The sequence below is a fragment of the Pleomorphomonas oryzae DSM 16300 genome (assembly GCF_000422965.1).
GTDB classification, from domain to species: Bacteria; Pseudomonadota; Alphaproteobacteria; order Rhizobiales; family Pleomorphomonadaceae; genus Pleomorphomonas; species Pleomorphomonas oryzae.
The window spans coordinates 313,539-329,164 of the sequence record NZ_AUHB01000001.1; the positions used below are offsets into that span (position 1 = coordinate 313,539).

Consider the following 15,626-nt stretch of genomic DNA (forward strand, 5'->3'; position numbering starts at 1 on the left):
TATGGTACGGCTCCCCCCCTCGCAGTACCCCGTTGCGCATGCCATCTACCGCGATCACTGTGCGTACTTCCCACTGATCGCGGCGGTGCTGGGCGGTGAGCAGAACGGCGTGATCTACGCGGATCGCGAAAAGAACGCGACCCAGTTCTACGTCGAGCATGCCTTTGGATTTGCGCAGGTTTTCGGTGCGCCCGTACCGGCATTCGAGCGAGCCTTGCAGCGTTACCTGCTGGTCGACAAGGCTTTTTCATCCACCAAGGCGCGGCTCTACACCCCTTACTGCCCAAGCTTCCTTCTGACCGGCGATTGCGATGGCATGCGTTCCTGGCGCCAGCACTTTCAGCTGGACGCCGCTCGCGCAGGAACAATTGGCAATTCACTGGATGCGCCTGTGAAAGGCCTGACGCTGATCGACGCCAATGCAACCCATGTGGATCTGATCGAGAATAGTTTCGGTGTGATAGGCCGGTTCTGGCGTACCCCTGACGATTTTATACATCATTCGAACGCGGTATTGGCCATGATAGAAGGGCAGGCCGTCGGCTTGTGCTACGCCGCCGCAGTGGCGGGCGGCAGAGCTGAGATCGACGTGTTGACGCTTCCAGCCTATCGGCAACTCGGTGTGGCCAGGGCTGTCGTCCGTTCCTTCAATCAGCGTTGCCTCGCGCGGAATGTGCTGCCGTTATGGGACTGTTTTACCAACAACATTGCTTCCATGGCGCTATGTCGTTCGGCGGGCTTCATGCCTCTGGATGATTCCTATCCTTTCTTCACCATCAGCCGGTAAAGCTACAGGAAAACATGTGTACGACCCTGCACCACTATAACCTAGCCCACCTTTTCGACGAAGTGCTGGCGACTCACGCCGCACGGCCAGCGCTTCGTTATGCAGGCGACGAACATACCTACAGCCAGCTCGGTGGCTGGACCGATTCTCTGGCTCAACTGCTGATGGACAAGGGACTGAAGCGTGGCGACGTCATTGCCATCGGCCATGACAAGCATGCGCTCTCCTACGCGCTCATGCTCGCTGCATTGCGCTTGGGTGTGGCTTACGCCAACATAGACATGGCTTCACCGATTGCACGTACCAGCCGTATCCTGCAGGTCAGCGCCCCCAAGCTGCTCTTTTATGATAACCCAGTCTACCAGAGCACTATGAACGAACTGGCGACGGCCCAAGGCTGCGAACTGCTGCTACTTGACCCCACTTTACTGCCGAAGGCTAGCGCGGTCGATCGGGTGCGCCAGCGCCGGTGTTCGAGCTTAGTGGACGGATCCACCATTGCCTACATCATGTTCACATCGGGCTCCACTGGAGTACCCAAAGGTGTGGCCGTAACGCACCAGAACGTCTTGCATTTTATCGCCTGGGGACGCGAGCGCTTCGGCATCACCGAACGGGATAACTTCGCCAATTTGAGCCCGATGTACTTCGACAACTCGGTGTTTGATTTCTACGTTGGTCTTTTCTGCGGTGCTTCGCTGAGTCCTATCCACCGTAGCCTGCTCGCCAAACCCTACGAGTTGGTGCCGTACATAAGCGCACAAGCCTGTACCATCTGGTTCTCAGTCCCCTCGGCGCTTATGTATCTGATGGCTGTTAAGGCCATCGGGCCAGGCACCTTGTCGCATTTACGCGCCATCGTCTTCGGCGGCGAGGGCTACCCCAAGGTGGAACTGAAGAAGCTTTACGACAGATTCTCTGGGCAAGCCACTCTGGTAAACGTCTATGGTCCTACTGAATGCACTTGCATCTGCAGTGCCCATACCCTGAATGCGGACGACTTCACCGATCTTGAGGGACTTCCCACGCTGGGGTACCTAAATCCCAATTTCGACCATCGCATTCTCGACGAAGACAACCGTGATGCCTTAGAGGGCGAGCTTTGCCTGATTGGCCCCAACGTGGCGGCGGGCTACTTCAACGACATGGAGCGCACGGCCACATCATTCCACACTATTACTGATATAGACCGCTTTATGAAGCGCATGTACCGCACCGGGGACCTCGTAAAAGAAGTGGATGGCAGGCTTCACTTCGTTGGTCGCAAGGACAATCAGATCAAGCATATGGGTTACCGCATTGAACTTGAGGAAATTGAGAACGCTTTGGTGAGACTGTCGCAGGTGAATCAGGCTGCCGTAGTTTACGAGCGAAGCCAAGCCGCCTACGGTAAACTGGTGGCATTTGTCGCCTGCACTACCGAGGTGGATGACAGGGCGCTGCTACAGGAGCTCAGGCAACTGGTGCCCGACTACATGGTTCCTGCCAAGCTCATCGTAATGTCCAATCTGCCTAAGAATGCCAATGGGAAAGTTGACCGGCAGCATTTACACGCCCTGCTGGATCGCTGAAATGAGGATTAATATCACTTTTACTAATACATTCGGGCAAATAGTTCGCTATGGCGTGGTCGGAGTTCTAAACAATCTTCTTGGTTACCTTATCTATCTCTTAGTTACCTGGCTCTGGCTTGATCCCAAGACGGTGGTGGCGCTGATGTATCCGATTGGCGCTACGACTGCCTACTTTGGGCATGCCAGATATTCGTTTTCATATAGCGGGCGCGCCTCACAAGGTATCGTCAGATATATTGTCGCCCACTTGATTGGCTATGTTTCCAGTATCGGCATGCTATTTGTTTTTTCAGATTGTCTGGGATTTCCGCATCAATTAGTTCAGGCGGTCTCCATCTTCGTGGTAGCTGGAATTCTTTACATCCTATTCCGCTATTATGTATTTCCTCAACGGCGCTAGCTGCTCTACGCCTGCCATGAGGGTATGATCCCTCCTGTCATATTCAAAAGATCTTCCCCGCAACTGTCCGGCGAGATACGCGAATCAGTAATCTGCGTCGAAGCGAATCCTGAATGTAGGGGCGGATTGTTAAATGGCAGCAGAAATTGATAGTTTCATTTCAGGTATTTCATGTACTGTTTTGTATCTTTCCCGCAATTGAAGAGCAAATCTAGAATCGTGACGCCGTGAACGAACTCACCCCAAAGTTGCTTGTATTCAGGATAACCGGCGTAGTCGAACCAAGTAAGCTTTACCCCTTGATCTCTGAAAACTCTCTCATCCACGTAATCTTTTGCTGCGGGGCCGGATACGTATTCGCCCCCCCCTGCCTGAGTGCATAGGGCCGCGAGGCGCTCTGTTTTCCCCTCGACCAACTCGTAGTCCCAAGAGTTCGATATTTGGGTTGTTATCGATAGCGCGCGGCAAATGGCCTCAATGAAGCGTCGGTTGAGCTGTGAGAGAAGAAGAGGCGGTTCGTCCAGGTAAAGCGGCTCCAACCACGCCGCTACCTCACTGAAGTAGGGCGCCTTACGATAAGCCTGAACAAGACTCCTCCAATGGGCTTGCCCCCATTCGGGATCCTCGATTTCAGTTTCACGGATCTTTTGAAAGTATCTGCCTTTTACGCGAACGGGAATTGTGAGCCATTGAACCCCCTGGGGGGTTTTGATTTGGTTTCGGTTTCGCCAATCGCGCCTCGTGTATTGCATATCATCATAGAGTATAAACTCATCCACGGCGGCTATCATGTCAAAATACCCCTTCCAGGGGATATAGTTTGACTGTACGATCGCGACCTTCTTCATTGTACTACGTTCCAGATCTCAAGGATCGACATGATTCTAACACTTCGGCAGAGCGGATCGGCTCATATAATTCCTGTGTTCGCCGACCGTCAAATCCTCCAATCCCCTCTGCCGCTTGCCAAGTACCCACTCTTCTGTAATTACCGGGAAAGGCAGCCCCCAAAGCCGGCATAACCTCAGTCGGAATACTATTAGGTCCGTCCGGCTCAAATAGCACCCAGGCTACGGCGATCTTTTCGCAGGAAACGCGTTTCAACGCAGCCTCGGCTAGCGCCAAGCTGCCGGGGTAGCCACCTATGGTCCATGCTTGACCAATGCTTTCTGCCCCGAGAGCGTAAAGAACGCCAGGAGACCGCCCGGATAGATCTATAAGGGGAGTGTGAGGCCTAAACCCCCCGCTCCGCGCAACCGCCTTGGCGTCAGCAAGATAAGCTGCAAAAGTGGGCGATAGAATCAGGTTGGATCGCTGCGTGCCGATTTCCACGACGCTTTCATTGAGCCTCAGCGGCTGATCCTGACGCTGAGGTTGCTCCAGCCCCCTATTCAGAAGAACTGCCGTGGTCGCCTGAGTGGCAAGCGTGAGAGGCAACATGAATGACAGGGTCAAGCGCTCACGCATAACCGGGCCAAGCAATGTCATTCCAGAAAGTAACCAGAAAATTCCCACCCAAACCGCGTTCTGCCAGTAATTTCTATTTGTTCCGAAAGCATATATATAGGGAATAACTACAAATAAAACAGCCATCGCCCAGTGTGGTGTCGATAGGGACTTCAATGGAGACAGTTTCCCGAGAAGCAATCCAGTAAAAGCTGCGGGCAATGCTACTCCAAGAATAAGTATCCCCTCGTATTCTCCAAGTCCCGTAGTCTTATGGACCATACCCAGCGCCAATACCGCGGTTACTGCAAGAAAAATAGCAGACAAAATAAACGAAGTAATTGCCGCACCGGGCCTCCTAGATGACGCCCAAATCATCGCCAACGAGACGATCACCAGCATAAGCAATATAGCCCGCTTACCCGGGGTTCGCAGCCGGAAGCTATCAATACGCAGCATTTGGCTAACGGTGTGCCCTCCTCCCATCATCCGTCCAGCATCCACTCCAAGGAATATCCGCTCTACGAAACCGGATACTGACCCGTCGATGAGTAAGGCACTAAGCAGAAGTAATCCAACCGCCGTTGCTAGGGTAAGCAGAAATGGCCGAAACGAGAACTTACGCGACGCCACAAGAAAGACGAGGACCACGATACCTAAGGCACTTGCTGTACTTGGCTTGGCCATAAAAGTCAGCCAGCCGCCCAGACCAATAATTCCCCACCCGAAAAGGCTCTTTATACCGCAATTCCTTTCTGCCCAAATCAAACCAATGCATGTCACCAAAAGCGATTGAAATGCTAGCCCATTATAATTCGGAGTAGGAAGCCAAGTATTTAGTATGACAATAGTACTTGTGCCTATACCTGCAGCAACGGTATTTAGAACCAATCGGCTTTCACGCACCTCTGGGGCGAGAGAAACCAAAAAAACACAAACCAGAACCCACCCAAGCCCGAAATTGATCAGTATGTTTGCCTGCCGAAGCTCCGCTATGTTTCCACCCAAAGCGACATAAAGCGGGTGGTAAATAAAACCGAACTGTGATGCCGATATGTCATAGAGAAACGGGTTCGACAGCCAAACCAAATAAAAACCTTCGTCAGTAAAATCGATTCCATAAGAGCAATATTTCATCGCCCAGATCAAAACTGTGGCCGTCCCGATTATTGATAGGGCAGTCGTCACCCGCGGTAACACTAACATCACGAGACTGGCGGTTTCTCTCTGGACCACTTTAGGCAACTCATTCAGCGACTCAAAAACAGACGCCACCTTAGCCAAAGGAGACGGGAAAGTCTGCCAATCTCGTACCTAGCTAAACAACGGCAGGCATTTTGGGCTCATTTTCATGTCTTGTACAAGACTGCCTTTTCGAGCCGAAGGCATTGCCCCCACACTATTTGTATTGAAGTGGAAAGGCCTGCCGTTTCTACAGCAAGGAGCTCTAGATGTCATTTCCAAGAAGGTTGTTCAGCCTATTGAATGGCGGGATGCCATTGAGGGCTGAGTGAGGTCTCGTTGTGTTGTAGGCATCGATCCAGCCGGGCACGGCCTTGGTGCGTTCCCAGGAGGATCGATAGGGCACGACATAGGCCCATTCTCGCAAGCTGGTCTGAATGAAGCGCTCGGCCTTGCCGTTGGTCTGCGGCGTGTAGGGCCGGGTGCGAATGTGACGGATACCGCGCGCCATGAGTAGTTGGCGGAATGCCTGGCTCCGATAGGCGCTGCCGTTGTCGCTCATCAGGCGAGTGACGGTCATGCCATGGCGCTCGAACCAGTCGATGGCTCGCGCTGTGAAGGCGCAGGTTGTCTCCTGCTTTTCGTCGGCGAGGACCTCGGTGTAGGCAAGGCGTGAGGCATCGTCGATGGCCACATGCAGACATTCCCAGCCAACACCGCGATTGTTGCTTTGGCCGCGCCTGTTGCCAGTGATGCGATGGCCAACGCCCTGAATGCGGCCGAGCTTCTTTGTGTCGATGTGAATGAGGTCGCCGGGCCGCTGTCGCTCGTAGCGGATCGCCGGGGGCTTCACCTCCTGGGCTTCGAGACGACCAAGACCCAGTCGCCGCAGGATGGCACCCACGGTCGAGCGCGGCAGGGCAAGGCTTTGGGCAATGGTCGGCCCACTCATGCGACGACGCCGAAGTGTCTCGATGGCGTCGACCGCTGCGGCCGGCGTCGCATGTGGTGTCCGATGCGGTGCCGAACTCCTGTCCGCCAGCATCGCCTCGCCGCCGGTGCGATAGCGGGCCAGCCATTTGTAGGCCGTGCGAACCGAAATGCCGGCCGCTTCCGCCGCCGACGCAACGCGCCAGTGGTCTTCGACAATCCGCTTTACCAAAAGGACTCGACCGCGAACGGTCATCCGCGCATTCTCATGAACGTTCATCCGGGCACTCCGGTCAGGGTTGGTGCTTCGCAACCCCAGCCTCGCAGACCAAGCCCGGATGAACAACCTTCATAGCTCCGACATCTAGAGGCCAGCAGCTTCCCTACTCTGCCTCACGACGGAATTGAAAAGAAACTGTCGATTGCGAGCGCGGCGGCGCCGCGCGCCCAGGCGTCATCGTTCCAGAATTCGACGAATACCTCGGTGTTGCGCTGGAAGTTCTTTTCCTTGAGCGTGGCCACCAAGGGATCGAGCAGCGCCGGACCGAACTGCACGCCCTCGCCGCCGATCACCATCGTCTCCGGATCGAATAGGCTGGCAAACGTGGCCGCTGCCGCGCCGAGCCGGTGGCCGGCGGTGTCGAGAATCTCGCGTGCCACCGGGTCGCCCTCCCCGGCCAGCTTGGCAAGAGACGTCGGATCAATGGTGCGATCCGACGGTCGCACGATGCCATAGGCATTCAGAATGGCCGGTAGGGAGGTCACCGCTTCAAGGCAACCAAGCCGGCCACATTCGCAACGCGGACCGCCCTCGACCACGGTGAGGTGACCGATTTCGCCGGCACCACCGTGTCGCCCTCGCATCAACTGACCGTCGACGATCATCGCCGCGCCAATGCCACGGCCGAAGGAGAATACCGCTAGCGACGAAGCCTGCCGCCCGGCGCCGAACAGATGCTCGGCCAGCGCGAAGGCGTTGACGTCGTTATCGACCCAGACGGGCGTACCGGCCAGATTGGAAATCAGCGCGGCGATCGGAACGTCCTTCCAACCGAACCGGTCGCATCGAAGGCAGACGCCCCGTTCGGCGTCGTGCTGGCCCGGCATGGCAAGGCCGATGCCGATCAGCCGCCCCTTATCCTGCCCCGACCGTTCGAGGAGAACCGTGAGCGCATCGGCGATTGCCTTTGCGACCGCGTCAGGCGAGCGCGCATCGACGTCTGCGGTCAGAGTGTCGATGACGGTAGTGCCAAGGTCGGTGAGCGTCGCCCTGAGGTTATGCTCCATCAGCTTGACGCCAAGAGCTACGTGACCGGCGTAGTTGAGATCGAGCCGTGTCATCCGGCGCCGGCCACCATCGGCGACTGCGTCGCGCTCGGTGATGATCTGCTGTTCCAGAAGCTCTGACGACACGTAGGAGATGGCTGCAGGGCTGAGCCCGGTCGCCACCGCAATATCAGAGCGCGCCGTAGGGCCATGCCGACGCAAATGATTGAGGAGCAGCAACCGGTTGAGAGTGCGCGAAGTGCTCTGGTTCCCCTTCAGCGAGGGCATGAAGACGCTTCCGTTCTATGGAGCGCGAGCTCCGTTCGTTTCACTTATAGAAATGAAAGGCGTTGCGATTCAACAGCTCGGTTGTTTCCGGATGGCCACGGGATCGTCGCCCCGAAACCTTATCAACAAGGTTGGAACCGGCATATCCCGGAGAAATCCGCCCACTTGCCAGCACCCTTCGCAAAGGACGCAGAGTGACGCGAATAAATTTCGGACTTCAAAATTATCTTCCTTGACTCGGTTTCCATTTCATTTAATTAATTGAAACGTACTCGGTCATCAACGGCGGTCGTCAGAATGCCTCGTTCCACTCGCGTTCAGTTTCCCGGCGATTTCAGGTGGGGCGTTTCCACGTCTGCCTTACAGATCGAAGGCGCGTCGGATATCGACGGTCGCCGTCCGTCAGTATGGGATACCTTTGCCGCCGAGCCGGGCCGTATCCGGAATGGCGACACACCGACGCGGGCCTGCGACCACTATCATCACCTCCAAGAAGACCTCGATCTCATCAAGGCGCTTGGGGTCACCGCCTATCGCTTCTCCGTGTCCTGGCCGCGCATCCTGCCGAGAGGGACCGGCGCGGTGAACGAGGCGGGTCTTGCCTTCTACGATCGTCTGGTCGACGGGCTGCTTGAGCGCGGCATCGAACCCTGGCTGACGCTCTATCATTGGGATCTGCCGCAGCCGCTCGAAGATGCCGGCGGTTGGCCGCGTCGCGACACCGCCCTCGCCTTCGCCAATTATGCCGACGTGGTGTCTCGCCGCCTTGGCGATCGCGTCAAGCACTGGATCACCCATAACGAGCCCTGGTGCAGCACCATCAAGGGCTACTACGAGGGCGAATTCGCGCCGGGCAAGCGCGACCTTGCCGCGGCGATCCAGGCGACCCATCACGTCCTGTTGTCGCACGGTCTGGCCTTGCCGGTGGTCCGAAACAATGTCGCCGATGCCAAGTGCGGCATCGCGTTGAGCCTGCATCCGATCCATACGGCTTCGGACTCTGAAGCTGACCGACTGGCAGCTATCCGCCACGATGGCCTTCGGAACCGCTGGTTTCTCGATCCGCTGCATGGCCGAGACTATCCCAAAGACGTTTTGCGCGAGCTCGGCACCGCCGCCCCAAAAATCGTCGACGGCGACTTGGCCATTATCGCCGGACAAACCGACTTCCTCGGCATCAACTACTATTTCCGCGAGATCATCGCCGACGATCCCAAGGGCGGGCCGATGCGGTCGCGCGTCGTCGAGCCAGACGCCACCGACGTGACGGGCTTCGGCTGGGAGGTCTATCCCGAGGGTCTGACCGAGTTGCTGCAGCGCGTCACGCGGGACTATCGGCCGGCTCCCATCGCCATCACAGAGAATGGTGCCACTTATCCCGACGAGATCAGCGCGGACGGTGCCGTTCATGATGATAAGCGCGCCCTCTATATCCATCGGCATATCGATGCGTTGCGCGCGGCGATGGACGGCGGCGTCGATCTTGCCGGCTATTTCACATGGAGCCTGCTCGACAACTTCGAATGGGCGGAAGGCTATTCCAAGCGGTTCGGCTTGGTTCACGTCGATTTCGCCAATCAGAAGCGGACCATGAAGGACAGCGGCCGCTGGCTCGCCAGCTTCTTGAAGGGCTGAGCCAGCCTTAGCGGACGACGGTGTTGGAGGGGCCCGAAGGGAGAGGGCCACGACGAAGGAGGAGAAAGATGTTCACAAAGCTTGGAGTGCTGGGCTCGGTCATGGCCTTTGCCCTGACGACGACCACGCCGGTATTCGCCGGCACCGCCGAGGTCATTCACTGGTGGACCACCGGTGGCGAGGCGGCGGCGCTGAAAATTCTCGTCGACGCCTATCAGAAGACCGGCAACACCTGGAAAGACAATCCGGTCGCTGGCGGCGAGGCGGCCCGCATGGTGGCACGCACCCGTATTCTCGGCGGCGATCCGCCGACGTCCATGCAGTGGCAGGTCGGCGCGCCGCTGATGGCGCTGGCCGAAGAAGGCCAGCTCAACGACATCGACGCGGTGGCCCAGGATTGGGACAAGCTGCTACCCAAGGTGATCGCCGACAACGCCAAGTACAAAGGCAAATACGTCACGGCGCCCATGGACATTCACGGCCACAATTGGCTGTGGGGCAACCAGGCCGTTCTCGACGACGTCGGCATTCCCATGCCGAAGACCTGGGACGAGCTGATCGCCTCGGCCGACAAGATCCGCGCCAAGGGCTATATCCCGCTGGCGCTCGGTGGCCAGTCCTGGCAGGAGATCTTCGTTTTCGAGAGCATCCTGATCGATGTCGGCGGCCGCGATTTCCTGACCAAGGTCACCTATGACCTCGATGATACCGCGTTGCGCAGCCCGCAAATGCTCAAGGCTTTCGAGACCTTCGCCAAGGTGCGCGACCTCGTCGATCCCGGCAGCCCAAGCCGCGACTGGAACATCACCGGCGGCCTGCTGATCAACGGCAAGGCGGCTTACATGATCATGGGCGATTGGCTGAAGGGCGAGTTCGTGGCGGCGAACAAGGCCCCCGGCAAGGACATTGCCTGCGAGGTGTTCCCGGCCGGTGGCAAGACGCTGGTGTTCGGCACCGACGCCTTCGCCATGACCGCCGTCAAGGACCCAGCGACGCGCGAAGCCCAGCTGGCGCTCGCCAAGACCATCATGGACCCGGTGGTGCAGAAGGAATTCAGCCTGCGCAAGGGCTCGATCCCGCCGCGCCTCGACGTCGACAAGACCGGCTTCGATCCCTGCGCCCAGATCGCCATGGGCGAAGCGGCTGAAGGTCACCTGTTCCTCGTTCCGGACAACGTTACCGACGCCACCGGCATCGGCGCGCTGGTCGACCAGATGACCACCTTCCTGCACAGCAAGATGACGCCGCAGGAAGGCGTCACGGCCATGGCCGACGCCGTGGCGGCGACCCGCTGATAGGATTTCGACAAGCTGGGTCGGCGGGAAACCGCCGGCCTGCCTCCGATCCGCCAAGCGAAGGCTCCGATCATGCGCAGATTTCTCCAGCGGCACGTGTCGCAGGTCGCCCTGTCGCCCTCGCTGGCGCTGATCGCGATCTTTCTCTACGGCTTCATCGCCTACACGGCGGCCGTTTCCACGACCAACAGCAAGGCCTTCCCACGCTTCGATAGTTTCGTCGGGCTGGAGCAGTATTGGCGGCTGTTTCACACGCCGCGCTGGCACGTCGCCTTCACCAACATGTTCCTGTTCGGCGGACTGTTCCTGCTTGTGACTATCTCGCTCGGGCTGGTGATTGCCATCCTGATCGACCAGCGCATCCGCGCCGAAAGCTTCTTCCGGTCCATCGTCATGTATCCGATGGCGATGTCCTTCGTGGTGACCGGCATCATCTGGCAGTGGCTGCTCAACCCCACCCTCGGTATCGAGGTAATGGTGCATCAGCTCGGTTTTACGAGCTTCCGCCTCGACTGGCTGACCAATCCCGATACCGTCATCTGGGCCTTGGTGGTCGCCGCTTTCTGGCAGGGCTGCGGCCTCGTCATGGCGCTGTTTCTCGCCGGCCTGCGCGGCATCGACGAGGACATCTGGAAGGCGGCGGCGGTTGACGGCATCCCGGCTTGGCGCGTCTACGTCTACATCGTCATCCCGATGCTGGCGCCGGTGTTCCTCACCGTGGTCGTGCTGCTGTCGCTGTCGATCGTCCGCGCCTTCGACCTCGTGGTGGCGCTGACCAATGGCGGCCCCGGCGTATCATCCGATCTGCCGTCAGTGTTCATGTTCGACATGGCCTTCCGCCGTACCAACCTCGGCCTGTCGGCCGCCTCGGCGGTGGTCATGCTGGGCACGGTACTGGCGATCCTGATCCCCTATCTCTACGTCGAAACGAGGGAGCGCGCCTGATGCCGGCCTCGACACAAGTGACGCCCCAGGCCACGCGATCCGGTTGGCTGACGCCACGGCGACGCAAGGCCATCCTGACGCGGGGCGTGCTCTATCTGCTGCTCGTCATCATCGCCTTGTTCTTCGCCGGCCCGCTCTACATCCTGCTCAGCACGTCGTTCAAAACGATGCCGGAGATCCAGTCTGGCGGGCTGATGACGCTGCCGCACGAGCCGACCGTGCAGCCATGGGTCACCGCTTGGGGCGAAGCCTGCATCGGTATCACCTGCGGCGGCCTCAAGGGCTATTTCGGCAACTCGATGGTGATGACCATCCCCGCTGTGCTGATCTCCGTGATGATCGGCGCCATCAATGGCTATGCCCTTGCCAAGTGGCCGTTTCCCGGCGCCCGCTTCGTGTTCGCGGCGCTGGTCGCCGGCAACTTCGTGCCGTTCCAGGTGGTGCTGGCGCCGGTGGCGGTAACGCTCCGCACGCTCGGCCTGTTCGGCTCGGTGGAGGGGTTGATCCTTATCCACGTGATCTACGGCATCCCTATCACCACCATGCTGTTCCGCAACTTCTTCCTGTCGGTGCCCAACGACCTGATCAAGGCGGCGCGCATCGACGGTGCCGGCTTCTTCTGGATCTTCTTCCGCATCGTGCTGCCGCTATCGCCGTCGGTGATCGTGGTGGCGCTGATCCTGCAATTCACCGGCATCTGGAACGACTTCCTGTTCGCCGTTTCCTTCTCCAACCCGTCGAGCGCGCCGATGACGGTGGCCCTCAACAACCTGGTCAACTCCAACTTCGGGGTGAAGGAATACAACGTCCATATGGCGGCGACGGTGATCGCCGCCGCCCCCACCCTCATCCTCTACATCCTGCTGGGCCGCTATTTCCTGCGCGGCATGACCGCCGGGGCCGTCAAGGGTTGACCGTCATGATCGACATCCGCATTTCCAACTGCAACAAGAGCTACGGCTCGCTGAGGGTGCTGAAAGACATCAACCTCGAGATCGAGCGTGGCGAGTTCATCGTGCTCCTGGGGCCATCGGGCTGCGGCAAATCGACGCTCTTGCACATCGTCGCTGGCCTCGATCGGCTGAGTTCCGGAGAGATCGAGATCGGCGGCCGCGACGTCACCGACGTCGAGCCCAAGGACCGCGACATCGCCATGGTGTTCCAGTCCTACGCGCTCTACCCAACCATGAGCGTCCGCAGCAACATGGAGTTCGGCCTCCGCATGCGCGGCAAGCCACTGTCGGAGATCCGGCCGTTGGTGGAGGAAAAGGCGCGTATGCTGCACATCGACCACCTGCTCGACCGACGGCCGAGCCAGCTCTCCGGTGGCCAGCGGCAACGCGTCGCCATCGGCCGGGCGCTGGTGCGCGATCCCAAGGTATTCCTGTTCGACGAGCCGCTCAGCAACCTCGACGCCAAGCTGCGCGCCAGCATGCGGACCGAGATCAAGAAGCTGCATCTGACGCTGGGCACGACGGCGATCTACGTCACCCACGATCAGCTCGAGGCGATGACGCTGGCCACCCGCATGGTGGTGATGAAGGCCGGCGAGATCCAGCAGGTCGGCAAGCCGGAGGAAGTCTACCACCGGCCGGTCAACCTGTTCGTCGCCGACTTCCTCGGCAATCCCGGCATGAACTTCATGAAGGGGCATCTCCGCATCGACGGCGGCCACGTGGTCGCCGACGTCGGCGCTGCGACGATACCGCTTGATGGCTATGCCTTCGCCACGCCGCCGGCCGATGGACAGGCCGTCGTGGTTGGCCTTCGCCCCGAGTCCGTGCAGCCGGCGACGGGCGGTGAAGCCTTTGTACTCACCCTCAAACCAACACTCACCGAGCATACCGGTTCGGACAATCTGGTGGTGCTGGCGATGGGCGGTGAGGAGATCGTCGGCAAGTTTCCCACCGAGACGCTGCCGAAGCTCGGAGAACCCGTCACGGTCAGCTTCGATCTCGGGCGCCTGTCGGTATTCGACGCTGAGACCGAGCGGCGCATCTAGCACCGGTCAGCGCGGGCGTTTCGCCTGCATGCCGGAGATCATGATGTCGATGATGGCCGCGGCGGCGGCCTCTTCGTCGTCGCGCCCGCCACTGAAATGAACCATACCGGCCAGGGCGCGCAGCAGGTCGATCGGCTCGGTATCGATGCCGATGTCACCGGCAGCGACGGCGTTGCCCACCAGCAGATCGATCGTCCGCTTGGTCGCGGCACCGGAAGCGGCAAAAAGCGACGTCTTGCCGTCGGCAAGCGAGTCGAGCAGTTCCATCATGCCGTTCTTGACGGACATGTAGCGGAAGAACAGCCGCATCCAGTCCCTCAGCGCCTCGACCGGCGGTCGGCTGGCCACAAGCTCGGCAGCTGCGCTCACTAGTTGGTCGCTTTCGTTGCGATAGACGGCCTCGATCAAAGCGTCGCGCGTCGGAAAATGCCGATAGAGCGTGCCGATGCCGACCTCCGCCCTTCTGGCTACTTCCTCAAGGCTGGCAGCCCCTCCCCTTTCGGCGAACACGGCCTTGGCGGCATCGATCAGCCTGAAACGGTTGCGCTCGGCGTCGGCGCGCGGCTTGCGGGTCGGCTTTTTGGCCTTGTCGATCACGTCCGCGTGAACCTCTTGATAAACGGAGGATGCCTCCGTATTTAAAAGCGGAGACGCCCTCCTCTTTTATATCCAAACTGGCTGATGGGCAATGGTTCGCCGGGTTCAGCGGGGTGATCTCGATATATGGAGATAGACATGACCGCAAAATTCGGGGCCACCTCGACGACCGACGATGTGCTCGCCGGCATCGATCTTTCCGGCAAGCGCATCCTCATCACCGGCGTTTCGGCCGGCCTCGGCGTCGAAACGGCGCGCGCGCTGGTGGCCCATGGCGCCTCGGTGGTCGGCGCGGCACGCGACCTCAAAAAAGCCGAGGCGGCGACGGCGCCGGTGCGCGCCGCAGTCACTGAAGGCAAGGGCGCCTTCGAGCTCATCGAGCTCGACCTCGCTTCGTTCGCCAGCATTCGCGCGGCCACGGACAAGCTCGTTTCCGATGGCAGGACGTTCGATGTCGTCATCGCCAACGCCGGCGTCATGGCTGCGCCGTTCGACCACACGGCTGATGGGTTCGAGACGCAGTTCGGCACCAACCATCTCGGCCACTTTCTGTTCGTCAACCGCATCGCCGGGCTGATTTCGCCGGGCGGCCGGCTCGTCAATGTCGCCTCGTCAGGCCATCGCTTTGCCGACGTTGACCTCGACGACCCGAACTTCGAGCGTACGCCCTATGACCCCTGGGTCGCCTATGGCCGCTCGAAAACCTCCAACATCCTGTTCGCCGTGGAGTTCGATCGCCGTCACAAGGCGCGCGGCGTGCGTGCCGCTGCGCTGCACCCTGGTGGCATCAACACCGAACTCGGCCGGCACGTCGGTCTCGACACGCTGAAGGCAATGATCGAGCGCATCAACGCCGACCTCGCCGCCGAAGGCAAGCCACCCTACAAATGGAAGACCATTCCGCAGGGCGCCGCGACATCGATCTGGGCCGGCGTCGTGGCCGATGCCGAGGAAGTCGGCGGCCGCTATTGCGAAAACTGCCACGTTTCCGAGGTGACGGACGGCCTGATCAATCCGGTTGCCGAAGGCGTCCGCTCCTACGCCGTCGATCCCGATCGCGCCAAGGCGCTGTGGGCGAAGAGCGAGGAACTGGTCGGAGAGCGCTTCTGAACCACCAAGCCGCCGACCGGATAAGCCTTCGGTCGGCGGCTAACCATCTCGATAAATTACAAATATTTTCAGAAGCTTACATGTCACCCAGCCTTCATGTAGCTGTCACGCCCTCGTCATACCCCCTGCCTACCAAGGAGCGCGCGCTCTTTTCGACGCGATCCATTTT

The 15,626-nt window shown here is 59.3% G+C and carries 14 protein-coding genes; 9 read left to right on the forward strand and 5 right to left on the reverse strand.

Translation table 11 applies throughout. The features are described from left to right. Nucleotide 1: 1 nt before the first annotated feature. From G522_RS0101535 to G522_RS25050, 3 genes are read left to right on the forward strand one after another with little or no spacing between them, the layout of a single operon-like run. A complete protein-coding gene (locus tag G522_RS0101535; RefSeq protein ID WP_036837573.1) occupies nucleotides 2-787 on the forward strand; it encodes a GNAT family N-acetyltransferase in 786 nt (261 codons plus the stop codon). A gap of 14 nt (nucleotides 788-801) precedes the next feature. After that, nucleotides 802-2,358 carry an AMP-binding protein gene (locus tag G522_RS0101540; RefSeq protein ID WP_026789544.1) on the forward strand — a complete coding sequence of 519 codons (1,557 nt, stop codon included), beginning with the start codon at nucleotides 802-804 and terminating at the stop codon, nucleotides 2,356-2,358. Beyond that, nucleotides 2,312-2,761 (forward strand): GtrA family protein, encoded by a 450-nt coding sequence (locus tag G522_RS25050; RefSeq protein WP_210162866.1) that lies wholly within the window; start codon nucleotides 2,312-2,314, stop codon nucleotides 2,759-2,761. The genes G522_RS0101540 and G522_RS25050 overlap by 47 nt, the downstream gene beginning before the upstream one ends. Nucleotides 2,762-2,916: 155 nt before the next feature. Here G522_RS25050 and G522_RS0101545 read toward each other — a convergent pair whose 3' ends face one another. The 4 genes from G522_RS0101545 to G522_RS0101555 form a co-directional block, all read right to left on the reverse strand. Then, nucleotides 2,917-3,609 carry a WbqC family protein gene (locus G522_RS0101545; protein WP_026789545.1) on the reverse strand — a complete coding sequence of 231 codons (693 nt, stop codon included), beginning with the start codon at nucleotides 3,607-3,609 and terminating at the stop codon, nucleotides 2,917-2,919. A gap of 4 nt (nucleotides 3,610-3,613) precedes the next feature. Beyond that, nucleotides 3,614-5,356, reverse strand: coding sequence for a hypothetical protein (locus G522_RS29370; RefSeq protein ID WP_245586567.1), 1,743 nt, complete (start codon nucleotides 5,354-5,356; stop codon nucleotides 3,614-3,616). A 298-nt stretch (nucleotides 5,357-5,654) separates the two neighbouring features. Continuing rightward, nucleotides 5,655-6,599 (reverse strand): IS481 family transposase, encoded by a 945-nt coding sequence (locus G522_RS0101550; protein WP_026789546.1) that lies wholly within the window; start codon nucleotides 6,597-6,599, stop codon nucleotides 5,655-5,657. Between the two features lie 113 nt (nucleotides 6,600-6,712). Further along, the gene (locus G522_RS0101555; RefSeq protein WP_026789547.1) at nucleotides 6,713-7,873 is read right to left on the reverse strand and encodes an ROK family protein; all 1,161 of its coding nucleotides are present in this window, start codon (nucleotides 7,871-7,873) and stop codon (nucleotides 6,713-6,715) included. Nucleotides 7,874-8,170: 297 nt separating this feature from the next. Between G522_RS0101555 and G522_RS0101560 the strand changes: the two genes are divergently transcribed. From G522_RS0101560 to G522_RS0101580, 5 genes are all read left to right on the forward strand, one after another. Beyond that, nucleotides 8,171-9,508 (forward strand): GH1 family beta-glucosidase, encoded by a 1,338-nt coding sequence (locus G522_RS0101560; RefSeq protein ID WP_026789548.1) that lies wholly within the window; start codon nucleotides 8,171-8,173, stop codon nucleotides 9,506-9,508. A gap of 68 nt (nucleotides 9,509-9,576) precedes the next feature. After that, a complete protein-coding gene (locus G522_RS0101565; protein ID WP_026789549.1) occupies nucleotides 9,577-10,803 on the forward strand; it encodes an ABC transporter substrate-binding protein in 1,227 nt (408 codons plus the stop codon). Between the two features lie 72 nt (nucleotides 10,804-10,875). After that, a complete protein-coding gene (locus G522_RS0101570) occupies nucleotides 10,876-11,748 on the forward strand; it encodes a carbohydrate ABC transporter permease (RefSeq protein WP_026789550.1) in 873 nt (290 codons plus the stop codon). Next, complete coding sequence (locus tag G522_RS0101575; protein ID WP_084632647.1) at nucleotides 11,748-12,662, forward strand: carbohydrate ABC transporter permease; 915 nt, start codon at nucleotides 11,748-11,750, stop codon at nucleotides 12,660-12,662. The genes G522_RS0101570 and G522_RS0101575 overlap by 1 nt, the downstream gene beginning before the upstream one ends. A 5-nt stretch (nucleotides 12,663-12,667) precedes the next feature. Further along, a complete protein-coding gene (locus G522_RS0101580) occupies nucleotides 12,668-13,750 on the forward strand; it encodes an ABC transporter ATP-binding protein (RefSeq protein WP_026789552.1) in 1,083 nt (360 codons plus the stop codon). Between the two features lie 6 nt (nucleotides 13,751-13,756). On the opposite strand, the gene G522_RS0101585 is transcribed toward G522_RS0101580, so the two are convergent. After that, nucleotides 13,757-14,347 carry a TetR/AcrR family transcriptional regulator gene (locus G522_RS0101585; RefSeq protein WP_026789553.1) on the reverse strand — a complete coding sequence of 197 codons (591 nt, stop codon included), beginning with the start codon at nucleotides 14,345-14,347 and terminating at the stop codon, nucleotides 13,757-13,759. A 138-nt stretch (nucleotides 14,348-14,485) separates the two neighbouring features. On the opposite strand from G522_RS0101585, the gene G522_RS0101590 reads away from it, so the two are divergent. After that, complete coding sequence (locus tag G522_RS0101590; RefSeq protein WP_026789554.1) at nucleotides 14,486-15,457, forward strand: SDR family NAD(P)-dependent oxidoreductase; 972 nt, start codon at nucleotides 14,486-14,488, stop codon at nucleotides 15,455-15,457. Nucleotides 15,458-15,626 lie beyond the last annotated feature (169 nt).